General features: G+C 50.5%; 15 protein-coding genes. 9 read left to right on the forward strand and 6 right to left on the reverse strand.

The window, feature by feature from the left end:
- Positions 1–193 precede the first annotated feature (193 nt).
- The 3 genes from CHU32_RS18625 (at position 194) to CHU32_RS18635 (ending at position 1,958) form a co-directional block, all read left to right on the forward strand.
- Complete coding sequence (locus CHU32_RS18625; RefSeq protein WP_103676784.1) at positions 194–1,102, forward strand: alpha/beta hydrolase; 909 nt, start codon at positions 194–196, stop codon at positions 1,100–1,102.
- A gap of 95 nt (positions 1,103–1,197) precedes the next feature.
- A complete protein-coding gene (locus tag CHU32_RS18630) occupies positions 1,198–1,509 on the forward strand; it encodes a type II toxin-antitoxin system HigB family toxin (protein ID WP_103676783.1) in 312 nt (103 codons plus the stop codon).
- A 20-nt stretch (positions 1,510–1,529) separates the two neighbouring features.
- Positions 1,530–1,958 (forward strand): helix-turn-helix domain-containing protein, encoded by a 429-nt coding sequence (locus CHU32_RS18635; RefSeq protein WP_103676883.1) that lies wholly within the window; start codon positions 1,530–1,532, stop codon positions 1,956–1,958.
- A gap of 11 nt (positions 1,959–1,969) precedes the next feature.
- On the opposite strand, the gene fabY is transcribed toward CHU32_RS18635, so the two are convergent.
- The 6 genes from fabY to CHU32_RS18665 form a co-directional block, all read right to left on the reverse strand.
- Positions 1,970–2,911 carry a fatty acid biosynthesis protein FabY gene (fabY, locus tag CHU32_RS18640; protein WP_176691671.1) on the reverse strand — a complete coding sequence of 314 codons (942 nt, stop codon included), beginning with the start codon at positions 2,909–2,911 and terminating at the stop codon, positions 1,970–1,972.
- Between the two features lie 44 nt (positions 2,912–2,955).
- The gene (gene dtd / locus CHU32_RS18645) at positions 2,956–3,393 is read right to left on the reverse strand and encodes a D-aminoacyl-tRNA deacylase (protein ID WP_103676781.1); all 438 of its coding nucleotides are present in this window, start codon (positions 3,391–3,393) and stop codon (positions 2,956–2,958) included.
- Positions 3,390–4,250, reverse strand: a complete 861-nt coding sequence (locus tag CHU32_RS18650) for a virulence factor BrkB family protein (RefSeq protein ID WP_103676780.1) — start codon at positions 4,248–4,250, stop codon at positions 3,390–3,392. The genes dtd and CHU32_RS18650 overlap by 4 nt, the downstream gene beginning before the upstream one ends.
- Positions 4,247–4,843: a glucose-1-phosphatase gene (gene yihX, locus CHU32_RS18655; protein WP_103676779.1), complete on the reverse strand. Its 597-nt coding sequence runs from the start codon at positions 4,841–4,843 to the stop codon at positions 4,247–4,249. The genes CHU32_RS18650 and yihX overlap by 4 nt, the downstream gene beginning before the upstream one ends.
- A 94-nt stretch (positions 4,844–4,937) precedes the next feature.
- Entirely contained in the window at positions 4,938–5,744 is an 807-nt protein-coding gene (locus CHU32_RS18660; protein WP_103676778.1) for a DeoR/GlpR family DNA-binding transcription regulator, read from the reverse strand.
- 34 nt (positions 5,745–5,778) lie between these two features.
- On the reverse strand, positions 5,779–6,675 hold the full coding sequence (locus CHU32_RS18665) for a sugar kinase (protein WP_103676777.1): 897 nt from the start codon (positions 6,673–6,675) through the stop codon (positions 5,779–5,781).
- Between the two features lie 166 nt (positions 6,676–6,841).
- Here CHU32_RS18665 and yihU point away from each other — a divergent pair, with 166 nt between their 5' ends.
- The 6 genes from yihU to CHU32_RS18695 all read left to right on the forward strand — a co-directional run bounded on the left by yihU (position 6,842) and on the right by CHU32_RS18695 (position 13,915).
- The gene (gene yihU / locus CHU32_RS18670) at positions 6,842–7,729 is read left to right on the forward strand and encodes a sulfolactaldehyde 3-reductase (RefSeq protein ID WP_103676776.1); all 888 of its coding nucleotides are present in this window, start codon (positions 6,842–6,844) and stop codon (positions 7,727–7,729) included.
- Between the two features lie 30 nt (positions 7,730–7,759).
- Complete coding sequence (gene yihT / locus CHU32_RS18675; RefSeq protein ID WP_103676775.1) at positions 7,760–8,638, forward strand: sulfofructosephosphate aldolase; 879 nt, start codon at positions 7,760–7,762, stop codon at positions 8,636–8,638.
- A gap of 15 nt (positions 8,639–8,653) precedes the next feature.
- Positions 8,654–9,895: a sulfoquinovose isomerase gene (gene yihS / locus CHU32_RS18680; RefSeq protein ID WP_103676774.1), complete on the forward strand. Its 1,242-nt coding sequence runs from the start codon at positions 8,654–8,656 to the stop codon at positions 9,893–9,895.
- A 72-nt stretch (positions 9,896–9,967) separates the two neighbouring features.
- On the forward strand, positions 9,968–10,870 hold the full coding sequence (locus CHU32_RS18685) for an aldose-1-epimerase (RefSeq protein ID WP_103676773.1): 903 nt from the start codon (positions 9,968–9,970) through the stop codon (positions 10,868–10,870).
- Between the two features lie 45 nt (positions 10,871–10,915).
- Positions 10,916–11,791 (forward strand): sulfite exporter TauE/SafE family protein, encoded by an 876-nt coding sequence (locus CHU32_RS18690; protein ID WP_103676772.1) that lies wholly within the window; start codon positions 10,916–10,918, stop codon positions 11,789–11,791.
- 87 nt (positions 11,792–11,878) lie between these two features.
- A complete protein-coding gene (locus CHU32_RS18695) occupies positions 11,879–13,915 on the forward strand; it encodes an alpha-glucosidase (RefSeq protein WP_103676771.1) in 2,037 nt (678 codons plus the stop codon).
- The last annotated feature ends 3 nt before the right edge of the window (positions 13,916–13,918 follow it).

Below are 13,918 nucleotides of genomic sequence, written 5' to 3' on the forward strand. Positions count from 1 at the left end.
CCTTCAGTATATCATTAATGGTTAATAAGAAGACAAAATACACTTACTTACGACAAGGTTAAAGCGTGACTCCGCGACACTTTCTATTTTTGCGAAGCGCTTTCCAGAATCAGATACCCACCAAAATTAGCGTTTTCATTTGGCAGAAGTTACGTTATAAGACTGGATATTCATACAGTTAAGAGGCGTAATCATGACACTTGAAAAAGGTATTGCAGAACTGGTTAATGATTTTATCGCCGCCGGGCGTCCGTCAGAACGGAACCAACGCGTTGAGCAGCGACGGGAAGGCTATATTGCCAGCACCGTACTGGCGGGAGAGATAGAAACGCGCGTCACGGTAGAGGATATGACGCTTGAAGGCATGACCTTCCGGGTCGTCTCACCGCTTCATACTAACGGTGCTCTGCCAACGGTGATTTATTACCATGGCGGCTGTTTCGTCAGCGGCGGTTTTGCCACCCACGATCACCAGTTGCGGCAACTGGCATTTTACAGCGGCTGCCGGGTCATTGCCGTGCAGTACCGCCGTGCGCCGGAGCATACTTTCCCTGCGGCACATGACGATGCGGAAAAAGGCGCGGGTATCATCTGGCAGCATGCCGATAAGCTCGGCGTAGATCGTACATACATAACCCTCGCTGGCGACAGCGCAGGCGGGCATCTGGCGCTGGTCACGGCACTGCGCCTGAAAGCCGCAGGTCAGTGGCAACCTGCGCAACTCATCCTCATTTATCCTATGCTTGATGCCACCGCCCATTTCGAAAGCTATACACGTAACGGCCTCGACTACATTATCACCCGCGACACGCTGCTCTCCGGCTATGAAATGTATCTACCCCACACCGATCGTCAGCATCCGGAAGCCAGCCCGCTATGGCGCGATGACTTCAACGGTCTGCCGCCAGTGCATATCATTACCGCCGAATACGATCCGCTTTGCGACGAGGGGGAAGCGCTATATCAGCGACTTAGTGAGCAAGGGGTGGCGTGTTCCTGCCAGCGTTACCTCGGCGTTATTCACGGTTTCTTTCAGTTAGGTGGCGTAAGCGTGGCGGCGAAAAATGTGATGCGGGATATCGCGTGGCGGGCTGGTATATAGATGACTATTTCTCTGTTGTTTTCATATTGAAAACAACAGGCCTATCTTCTACTATAGTGTTTTCAGGCTGAAAACACCGGTACAGGGACAGAACCGTGCATGTTATTAGCCGTAAGCCTTTTAACGAGGCGATAGCCAACTTTCCCGGTTGTGCCACCGCGCTCGTCGACTTGCTGAATGTCCTGGAGAAAAAGGCTTTCAGCAATCCACAAGAGATGAAAAGCCATCTTCCTTCCCTGGACAACTTTAAGTACAGGAAAAAATGGTGGGTAGTTGATGTTGCAGGTAATAACTTACGGCTCATCGCTTTTATGGATTTCAGGCTGCAAAAAGTTTTTGTGAAGCACATTGTTTCTCATGCCGAATACGACAGGCTAACAAAATACTACCGGAGCCATACAGAATGAGCAGGCCCAATATGCACCTTATGGATACCGCCAGCGCAGAAAAGATGGTTAACGCTTTCTCAAAAGCAGTGAAGCCTATTCCTCTGATGAACGGAGAACGTAACGGGACCGAGTATCGCAGAGCACTAGCGCTGATTGAGTTCTTAATTGACAGGGACGATCTGGATAACCCGCTTTTTGAACTTCTGGCCAGAAAAATCAACGACTATGAAAATCACGCTCCCGAGTTTGCAGAGTTTAATCGCCGCCTGGAAAGCACGCCTCCGGGCGTTGCGATGCTACGAACGTTGATGGACCAGTACGGATTGAAAGCAGCCGATTTAGCAAATGAGCTTGGGTCAAAATCCAATATCAGCAATATTCTTAATGGCCGCAGAGCACTCACGGTAAAGCACATCAAGGCGCTCTCAGAAAGATTTAATCTTCCGCCAGAAGCATTCATTGGGTAAAAGAGGCACGATCATTCTTCCTCATTCCCCCCTTCTTCCAGTGGCCCAAATGGCTTCGCGGGAAGCACGATATAAATCCCTTCAAACACCGCGCCGGAGGTTTCATTGCCGAACAACTCGACCTGCAACTGCACGCGCGCCTTACGTCCGCGCGCCAGGCGATCTAAATCGCCGCTGAGCGAGCCGAGATCGGCAATAGCCGTAGGACGCCCGCTAATCGGGTGACTATAGCGAATATGCGCGTCAGCAAGGATAATCGTACCGCCCAGATGGCGTTCGCGCAGCATTAGCCAGATAAGCCCCCAGCCGGTGAGCGTCGCCAGCGAGAACAGGCTTCCGGCAAACAAAGTGTGGTGCGGATTTTGATTGCCGGTTTCCGGCATGGTGGTAATAAATTTTTGCCCGGTATACTGCTGGATGCGCACGCCCATCTTTTCACTGAGCGGAATGTGCTCATACCATGCCTGCTGAAGCTGACCACACCAGTCGCCGCGGTGCAGAATATCGTCCAGCGACGCGATAGGTTTGATCATCAGAAAATGGCGCAGCGGCGTAGTTTGCGGAGCGGTAATTTCCCCCTGATTCACAAATCCCAGCCTGGCGAAGAACTCTACTGCGTCCTCACGCGCGCTACAGGTCACCCGCTTTACGCCTTCCTGACGCGCGATGGACTCCAGCGTCATCGCCATCAGCGTGCCGAGACCCTTATCCTGTACGCCTGGATCGACGGCCATAAAGCGAATAGAGGCTTCGTTATCGGCATTAATATAAAGCCGTCCGACAGCCACCAGTTTGCCCTCTTCATCCACCACCATTTGATGATGCGCCAGCGCATCCCAGGCGTCGCGCTCTGAACCTTTCGGCTGATGTAGTGGCTTACGCAGCATCTCCCAGCGAAACTGATAGTAAGCATCTAACTCTTCTGCTGTTTGCGGTACACGAAGGTGATACATAGCGGCACTCTCTTTTGTTACCCGAGGCCTCGTCAGAAGCTGGCTCATACCTGAAGCCAGAACGTAACGGGGCCATCATTAACCAGTGAAACCTGCATATCTGCCGCAAATCGCCCGGTGCGGGTATTGATTTGCTGTTGACGGCAACGGCTGACAAAATACTCATACAAGCCTTCTGCACGATCCGGCGCGGCACCTTTCGAGAAGCCGGGACGCATCCCTCGCTCAGTATCTGCCGCCAAAGTAAACTGCGACACCACCAGTACGCTGCCGCCCGCCTGCTGTACGTTAAGGTTCATCTTACCGTCAGCATCACTAAAGATGCGGTAGCCCAGTACGCGCTCGCACAGGCGGTTCGCCTTTTGTTCGTCATCCTCTTTTTCGACACCTAACAGGACCAAAAGTCCCGGGCCGATTTCACCCGTCACTTCACCCTCCACGGTGACGCTGGCACGGGTTACGCGCTGAATTAATGCAATCATGGCTGGTCTTCTTTTTCTTCTTTGAGTTTGCGGTACTCCCCGAGAGTGACAGTTATTTCCGCGCCAAGCAAGACGATGCACCACGTCCAGTAGACCCAGACAAACAAAATGGGGATAACCGACAGCACGCCATAAATGAGCTGATAAGAGGGAAACGTGGTGATATAGAGTGCAAACCCTTTTTTACCTGCCTCGAACAACAACGCGGCGACGAATGCCCCGATCACCGCATCCCGATTTGGCACCTGCGTCGTGGGAACCACACTGTATAGCAGCCAGAAAGAGAGCCAGGAGAGGATCAGCGGGAAGATACGCAACACGTCATCAATCACGCTATTTAACTCACTGGCCCAGCGCAACGAGAGCAGGTAGGAGCTGATCACCAGGCTGGCCCCCGCGAGCACCGGCCCCAGGGTCAGGATCATCCAGTAGACCGCAAAGGAGTAGACTTTAGGTCGGATGCGTTTACTGCGCCAGATGGTGTTTAACGCGCTATCAATGGCGTACATCAGCAGGAGCGAGGTGACAATTAACCCGCACGCCCCCACCGCGGTCATTTTGCTGGAGTTGGCGACAAATTGTTCAATATAGCGCTGAATCACGTCGCCGGTCGCAGGCATAAAGTTGGCAAAAACGAAATGCCGAAGCTGGACGCTGACATCCGAAAACATGGGAAATGCAGCGAATAAGGCGAAAATGACCGCCACCAGCGGCACCAGTGAAAGCAATGACACATAGGCGAGGTTACCCGCCAGCGTCGTCATATTGTCTTCATCGATGCGCTGCCAGAGAAGTTTTAGCCACGCCACCATTGGGCGCGTTGAGTAACTGATTTTTTGCCGGAAAGTTTTTATCATAACAACGTCGAGAAATAGTCCGGAATGGTCTCTTTCCCCGTCACCAGGATTGAGGTGATTCCCAACTGATTAGCCCCTTCTATATTATCGACGTTGTCGTCAAAAAAGACCGTATCTTCAGCGGAAAATCCTTCAGCCTGTAGCACCTGCTGATAGATGCGCGCTTCCGGTTTACGCATGCCTAAATCCTGTGAAAGATAGATATGATCGGCGGCGCTACGGATTTCCGGGTATTCCTCCGGCCAGAAAGTAGTATGCAAACGGTTGGTGTTTGACAGCACCACAACGCGATGCCCCTGCTCCCTCAGCTTATGCATGATGGCGATGACTTCCGGGCGCAGTCCTACAAATACCGCCTGCCAGCCATGGGAAAACTGTTCATAGCTCAGCGGCAGATCCATCTCATGACACAGCGCTTGTGCAAATGCCTCATCAGTAATCTCGCCCCGCTCGTGCTGATGGAAGGCTTCCCCCATCGTAAACGTCTGCTTCAGCGTCGCCAGCGGTACACGGCTAAAATCGCTCCATGCCCCCAGCACACGGTTAAAGTCGATATCGACAATCACATTACCCAAATCAAAGATATAGAGCATTTTTGTCTCCTTTCGCGCCGTGGAGGAATAACTGTAGCGGGAAAGGCGAGGTTTGACTATGGGGTGATTAACAACATTCAGCGCTACTTTATATTCACAGTTCAGGCATGTCCTTTTCCGCCGCCTCCCCCGCCAGGATAATTTCTGCCTGACCTTCATGAAGGCGCGCTTTCAGCGTTGCGGGCGGGAAGTCGTCCGTGAAGAGTGCCGTTACCTGGTTAATATTGCCTATCTCAACGGCGGCGGAAGCATGATATTTAGTATGATCGGCCGCCAGTAAGATGTGCCGGGAATGCGCCATCATCGCTTTGGCGATGCTGGCCTCGTTCACGTCAAACTCCAGCAACGTACCGTCATGTTCGATGGCCCCGACGCTTGTGACCAGATAGTCAGCCCGAAACCCCTGCACAAATGCGGCAGCCCCTGGTCCGATAATACCGCCGTTGTGCGGTCGCAGCGTGCCGCCCGCTACCATCACTTCAAACTGGGGGTTTTTATACAAAATATGCGCCACCCGCAGGCTGTTGGTAATAATGCGCAGGTGATTATGGTTAAGCAGCGCACGTGCAACATGCTCAACGGTCGTACCGATAGTGATAAAAATAGTTGAGCCGTCAGGTATATAATCAGCGATCGCATCTGCAATCGCCTTTTTTTCATCCATGAGAGAAACTTCGCGTTGTTCAAAAGCGGTATTCACTACACTTGACGCTCGTCCGGCACCGCCATGATGTCGAGTGATAAGCCCCTGTTCACTCAGTTTACGAATATCCCGGCGAACGGTTTGCGTCGAGACGTCTAACAGCTGCGCCAGCTCATCAATGTTCATATAACCATGTTCAGCAATCAGTGCCAGTAAACGGTCGTGACGTGGATTACCGGTCAGCTCGGTTAAACTCATGGAAATTCCTCTCAACTCTTAACTGCCCTGCATTTTATACATAAAGTGACAAAAAAGAGCGGGTTTGATCACAATCGGGTATCCCTGCTCTTCCGCCAGGCCGGGTACATTTTAGCGCAGCCACCGCGCTGGCAAAGCGTACCGCAGCGCCAATATCGGTTTTTTGGGCAATCGCCTGCGCCAGAGCACCATGAAAAACGTCACCAGCGCCAGTAGTATCAACGACATCAACCGTAAATCCAGGTTGATGCTGTAGTTCTTTCTTTTCCAGCCAATAACACCCTTGTGCACCCTGGGTGACATAGACATGACCATTTGTGAGCATTTGTGCTTTTTTCAATGAAACACTGATGTCTTCGCTGCCTGTCAGACGACGCAGGCCCGGTGCGGAAAATGCTGCATGGTCGCTGAGCGCTACCAGTTCCGTAATATCCTGCGGGGTAATATCCGCATCCAGTATGGCAGGAATACCCTGTTGACGGGCAAGGGTGAAAGCGGCTTTCGCGCCTTCATGCCAGCGGACATCGGCCAGTACGGCATCCCATTGTGAAAAGTCGATTTCAGCAAGCCAGCTGGCATCCGCAGGCAAATCCGGGCTGGGATAGTTAGCAATAATACGCTCACCACCCGCATCAACCAGGACCGCCGACTGAGAGGAGCGTGCCCCGTTGTAAATCCGGGTGTAGCGGGTATTTACTCCCAGGGACTCCAGCTCCGCAAGTAGCCGTTTGCCGGTGTCGTCATCCCCCACACGGCCAATAAAATCCACTTTCGCGCCCAGCTTTGCCGCAGCAACTGCCGCCGTGGCCGCAGGCCCTCCACCCACTTCGGTGTAGTTATTAGCGACATACTTGCCTCCTTCTTTAGGTAAATCATTGAGATACCAGATACGGTCTAACACTGTGATGCCTACACATAAGATTCGGGCCATGGTACTTCCTCCTGTTTTTCTGATGCCGTCATTTTAATTTCACAAAATGTTTAAAAAGTGACGGCCGTCAATTTTTTGACCATAAATTACAAATACGATCAAAAACAGACAAACAAATCCGCTATTAATTGACAAAAAGTGACAAAACCGTTTTCAGGAGAACGTTATGGCAGTCGTTGCATTTATCGGATTAGGGCAGATGGGTTCGCCTATGGCGAGCAATTTACTTAAGCAGGGGCATAAGCTCAGCGTGTTTGATGTTAATCCAGATGCGGTTCAGCGCCTGGTAGAAAAAGGCGCTCAGCCCGCCAGCAGCCCGGCTCAGGCGGCAAAAGGCGCTGAATTTATCATCACTATGTTGCCTAACGGTGACGTAGTTCGCCGCATTCTGTTTGCTGAAAAAGGGGTATGCGAGAGCCTGTCTAAAGATGCGCTGGTCATTGATATGTCAACGATCCACCCGCTGCAAACCGACCAACTTATTGCCGACATGCATGCACGAGGATTCAGCATGATGGATGTCCCCGTCGGCCGGACATCCGATAACGCGATTGCCGGAACGCTACTACTGCTGGCGGGTGGCAGCGCAGAACAGGTTGAACGCTCCACGCCAGTACTGATGGCGATGGGCAACGAACTGATTAATACCGGCGGACCTGGCATGGGTATCCGCGTGAAGCTGATTAACAACTACATGAGCATTGCCCTGAATGCGCTTTCTGCCGAAGCCGCGGTGCTATGCGAAGCACTAGGCCTCTCCTTCGATGTGGCCCTGAAAGTGATGAGCGGTACTGCTGCTGGTAAAGGGCACTTCACAACCACCTGGCCTGGAAAAGTGCTGAAAGGCGATCTCTCTCCGGCCTTCATGATCGATCTGGCGCACAAGGATCTGGGTATCGCGCTGGATGTCGCTAACCACCTGCATGTCCCAATGCCACTCGGGGCAGCCTCACGTGAAGTCTATAACCAGGCACGCGCGGCAGGACGCGGGCGGGAAGACTGGAGTGCCATTCTGGAGCAGGTAAGGAACAGCGCTGGACTGTCCTCAAAGTAAAAATGTAACGATCGTATAAAGGAAAATTGAATGAACAACTACACCATCAAAGACATTACGCGTGCGTCAGGCGGTTTTGCCATGCTGGCCGTCGATCAGCGTGAGGCGATGCGCTTAATGTTTGCTGCTGCTGGTGCAAAACCCCCTGTGGCTGACAGCGTGCTGACGGAATTTAAAGTCAATGCGGCGAAAATCCTCTCTCCTTATGCGTCTGCCATTCTGCTGGATCAGCAGTTTTGCTATCGCCAGGCCGTCGAACAACGTGCCGTCGCTAAAAGCTGCGCCATGATTGTTGCTGCCGATGAGTTCATCCCGGGTAACGGCATTCCCGTTGACAGCGTGACGATCGACAGAAGAATTAACCCACAAGCCGTTAAACAAGACGGGGCTAAGGCTCTGAAACTACTTGTGCTCTGGCGTAGCGATGAAGACGCTCAACAGCGTCTGGATATGGTTAAAGAATTCAACACATTATGTCATAGCAATGGGCTGGCGAGCATTATCGAACCGGTGGTACGCCCGCCACGTCAAGGTGATAAGTTCGACCGCGAACAGGCGATCATTGATGCAGCAAAAGAACTGGGTGATAGCGGTGCCGACCTCTATAAAGTCGAAATGCCTCTTTACGGTAAAGGCCCACAAAAAGAATTACTTACCGCCTCACAACACCTGAATGAACATATCAATATGCCGTGGGTCATCCTCTCTTCTGGCGTCGATGAAAAGCTATTTCCTCGCGCGGTCAGCGTGGCGATGACGGCGGGAGCATCAGGATTTTTGGCCGGACGGGCGGTGTGGTCATCGGTAGTCGGTCTACCGGATACCGAAATGATGCTGCGGGATGTTTCCGCGCCGAAATTGCAACGTCTGGGCGACATTGTCGACGAAATGATGGCAAAACGCCGTTAATATGAGGATATAAGAATGAAATGGTTTAACACATTAAGCCACAATCGCTGGCTGGAGCAGGAAACCGATCGTATTTTCGAATTTGGTAAAGGTGCAGCCATTCCTGGCGGATTTGGCTGGCTGGGAAATAAAGGGCAAATAAAAGAAGAAATGGGCATCCATTTGTGGATCACCGCCCGCATGTTACACGTTTATTCAGTTGCCGCGTCGATGGGCAGACCGGGCGCATATGCGCTGGTTGACCACGGTATTAAAGCCATGAATGGCGCATTACGCGATAAAAAATACGGCGGCTGGTATGCCTGTATTAATGATAAAGGCGTGGTTGATGCTTCTAAACAAGGTTATCAACATTTCTTTGCCCTGCTGGGTGCCGCCAGCGCTGTGACGACCGGACATCCTGAAGCCAGAAAACTGCTTGATTACACCATTGAAGTTATTGAGAAATACTTCTGGAGTGAAGAAGAGCAAATGTGTCTGGAGTCCTGGGATGAGGCATTCACTAAGACCGAGGACTACCGTGGCGGCAACGCCAATATGCATGCAGTAGAAGCTTTCCTGATTGTTTATGACGTGACTCACGATAAAAAATGGCTCGATCGCGCCATCAGAGTCGCCTCCGTTATCATTCATGATGTCGCAAGAAATAACCATTACCGCGTTAATGAGCATTTTGACGTTAACTGGAACCCTATCCGCGATTACAACAAAGACAATCCGGCGCACCGCTTCCGTGCATTCGGGGGTACTCCAGGCCACTGGATTGAGTGGGGCCGCTTAATGCTACATATTCACGCGGCATTAGAAGCCCGGTGTGAGCAGCCTCCGGCCTGGTTATTAGAAGATGCAAAAGGATTGTTTAATGCCACTGTCCGTGATGCCTGGGCACCTGATGGCGCTGACGGTATTGTTTACACCGTAGACTGGGAAGGAAAACCCGTGGTTCGTGAACGTGTTCGCTGGCCGATCGTTGAAGCTATGGGTACAGCATATGCGCTTTACACAGTCACCGGCGATCGTCAGTACGAAACCTGGTATCAAACATGGTGGGACTACTGCATCAAATACCTGATGGATTATGAAAATGGTTCATGGTGGCAAGAGCTGGATGCCGACAATAAAGTCACGACCAAAGTATGGGATGGCAAACAGGATATTTATCATCTGTTGCACTGTTTGGTGATCCCACGTATTCCATTAGCGCCAGGCCTGGCACCCGCCGTTGCGGCAGGGCTACTGGATGTTAATGCCAAATAAATAGTAAATATATACGGCATATTCGCAAAGCATATTTTTCGCGTATGCCGTTGTTATCTAATGGTATCTCATATGAAAACAGTGCATATACACAGTGGCGGGAAAACGGCTGTTCTGACGGCGGGAGATTACCGGGCGCAAATTGTGTCTGTTGGTGCCGGGCTTGCCGAATTAACCTGGCGGGGCAGACACCTGGTGATACCTCACAAACCGGAAGAGATGCCGCTGGCACATCTTGGAAAAGTATTACTTCCCTGGCCTAACCGCATTGCAAATGGGTGTTATCACTTTGAAGGGCAGGAATATCAATTACCAATTAATGAACATCATTCTAAAGCGTCGATTCATGGCTTGCTTGCCTGGCGCGACTGGCAAATTAACGAGTTAACGGCGACCAACATTACGCTAACGACAGTTTTACCGCCCAGTTACGGTTATCCTTTTTTGCTACTGGCTCAGGTTGTTTATACTTTGAATGAAGAAACCGGGCTTTCTGTTGAGATCAGCAGCGAAAATGCAGGTGATAATATCGCGCCCTATGGTGTGGGGATGCATCCTTATTTAACCTGTAATCTCGCCACTGTTGATGATTATTTATTACAACTTCCAGCTAAACAGGTTTTTATGGTGGATGAACATGCTAACCCAACTCATTTACACCATGTTGATGAACTGGATTTAAACTACACAACAATAAAGCAACTCGGCGATAAACAGATTGACCATACCTTTAAAACCGAAGGTAAAGAATGGCAAATGCGTATTATTGACCCAGGACAATCACTTTGCGTCAGTTTGTTTTCCGAACAACCCTGGCTACAGGTTTATAGTGGTGAAAAGTTACATCGGAAAGGAATCGCTGTTGAACCCATGAGTTGCCCCCCCAATGCATTTAATTCTGGAACAGATCTCATTCTACTTAAGCCACGACAGCAGCATCGGTTGTCCTTCAAACTTAACGGGCAATATATTTAGCACAGTCAATATGATGGGAAATGAATTAACGTAAAAGGAACCACTATGGATTTTTTCAATCTGTTCACACCAGACGGCATAATGCTGGAAAATGGCGTTGTCTATACTGTTATTGCTTTAATGTTTCTTTATACATTTGTCGGTATATGTGCTGGTTTCGGTGGTGGATTAACAACGATGCCGCTTGTCACACTGATGCTGCCAGTTAAAATGGCTACGCCACTATCGGTTATCGTCGGAACCGCAACGGCTATTTATGCAACCTGGCTTTCACGTAAGGAAATTGACTGGCGATCGGCTGCCGTACTTATTTTTTTCTCATTTCTCGGTATACCGGTAGGGCTATATGCTCTTTCCTATTTACCCGATCATATGATGAAGATAGGTCTTGGCGCATTTCTTATCCTCTATTCTTTTTATAATATGTTTATTCCTCGCCTGCCGGTTTATGACCGCCGCTGGATTGCTGCCCCACTGGGAGCAGTGGCTGGTGCGCTCGGAGCCGCATTCTCAACCAATGGGCCTCCGGTGGTAATGTACGGTATGTTGCGAAATTTAGGCCCAGCCGCTTTCCGTGGCACGCTTAATGCCTTTTTTACTGCCAATAATATTGCCGTAGTCGGTGGTCTGGCGACCAGTGGCATCTTAACAATATCGACGTTTAAACTGGTGATTTTTTGTATTCCTACCATGATCCTCGGGTCATTGGTGGGACAATATGTTCACAAACGCATTTCGGTTAAGGTGTTCCGCATTCTGGTTTTCTTATTGCTAATAGCATCAGGAGCCATGCTAATAAAAGGTGCAATAGGCATTTCCCCCGTTACAGCTCTACTGCCACCATTTGCTCTTTTAGCTGTATTACAGCTTGTTTTTGGTAAAAAAATTGCTGCAATTCGCAGTACCAATGAAAGCAAATAAGTATTTTAATATTTTTGTGCATTGCCAATAAAGAACGCACAAACCGATAACTTACCATGCGATCATTACTCTCATGGAGAATATTATATGAGCACGCATAATAAATTTTTATCAAAAATTAAAGTTGAGACATCTACTGAGGGTTTCACATTATATTATCAGCAACGTTTAATTCTTCGGCATACTCTGCAGGCTCCCTGTTTGTGGATAGGCACTGGTATTGCTGATATCGAAATGTTTCGTGGTAATTTCAGTATTAAAGATAAAATTAATGAAAAAATTGCGCTAACTAAAACAAAGGTAGCTCAACTGCCAGAAAGCTGGCAGATCCATTTCAGTCGCGGAGAAAGTATCAACGCCACACTGCTTATTACTACCGATGACGCGGGGCGTTTGCTGCTGAAACTGCAAAATGGAGTAAATAGCCACAATCGTATCTGGTTACGGCTGGCCGCGAATCCAGACGAACATATCTACGGCTGCGGCGAGCAGTTTTCTTACTTTGACCTACGCGGCAAACCGTTTCCACTATGGACCAGCGAACAGGGCGTTGGTCGCAATAAGAATACTTATATTACCTGGCAGGCGGATTGCAAAGAGAATGCGGGCGGCGACTATTACTGGACTTTCTTCCCTCAGCCTACTTTCGTCAGCACACAAAAGTATTACTGCCATGTTGATAACAGTTGCTACATGAATTTCGACTTCAGCGCGCCGGAGTATCACGAACTGGCGTTATGGGAGGATAACGCGACCCTGCGCTTTGAATGCGCCGATAACTACATCTCCTTGCTGGAAAAATTGACCGCGTTGCTGGGCCGCCAGCCAGAGCTGCCGGACTGGGTTTACGATGGCGTCACACTCGGCATTCAGGGCGGCACCGAGGTTTGCCAGCAGAAACTGGACACGATGCGTGATGCAGGGGTGAAGGTGAACGGCATTTGGGCGCAGGACTGGTCCGGCATTCGCATGACCTCTTTTGGTAAACGCGTAATGTGGAACTGGAAGTGGAACAGAGATAACTATCCGCAACTGGATAAACGTATCCAGCAGTGGAAAAAAGAGGGCGTGCAGTTCCTCTCCTACATCAACCCTTATGTCGCCAGCGATAAAGACCTCTGTGCTGAGGCGGCAAAACGCGGCTATCTGGCGAAGGATGCATCTGGTAACGACTATCTGGTCGAATTTGGTGAATTTTACGGTGGCGTAGTGGATCTGACCAATCCAGAAGCTTACGACTGGTTCAAAGACGTCATCAAGAAAAACATGATTATGCTCGGCTGCGGTGGCTGGATGGCCGATTTTGGTGAATATCTGCCGACCGATACATACCTGCACAACGGCATCAGCGCCGAAATCATGCATAACGCCTGGCCAGCACTGTGGGCGAAGTGCAACTACGAAGCATTGCAGGAAACCGGCAATCTTGGCGAGATCCTGTTCTTTATGCGTGCCGGTTATACCGGTAGCCAGAAGTATTCCACCATGATGTGGGCGGGTGACCAGAACGTTGACTGGAGCCTTGATGATGGCCTTGCTTCTGTAGTCCCTGCCGCGCTGTCGCTGGCAATGACCGGCTACGGCCTGCACCACAGTGATATCGGCGGTTACACCACCTTATTCGGCATGAAACGCAGTAAAGAACTACTACTACGTTGGTGTGACTTCAGCGCTTTCACCCCAATGATGCGGACCCACGAGGGCAACCGTCCTGGCGATAACTGGCAGTTTGATAGTGATGAAGAAACTATTGCCCACTTTGCCCGCATGACTACCGTCTTTACCACCCTGAAGCCCTATCTCAGGCAGGCCGTCGCGCAGAACGCGGCAACCGGGTTACCGGTGATGCGTCCGCTGTTCCTGCACTACGAGGATGATGCGCGAACCTACACCCTGAAATACCAGTACCTGCTGGGGCAAGATCTGCTGGTTGCGCCGGTTCACGAGCAAGGACGCCGTGACTGGAGTCTGTATCTACCAGAAGATAACTGGATCAACGTCTGGACTGGCGAAACGTACCAGGGCGGTGAAATCACCGTGGATGCGCCCATCGGCAAGCCTCCGGTCTTTTATCGCGCCAGCAGTGAGTGGGCGTCGCTGTTTGCTTCTTTACACCACATCTAATAT

It is taken from the genome of Superficieibacter electus (assembly GCF_002915575.1).
GTDB lineage: Bacteria > Pseudomonadota > Gammaproteobacteria > Enterobacterales > Enterobacteriaceae > Superficieibacter > Superficieibacter electus.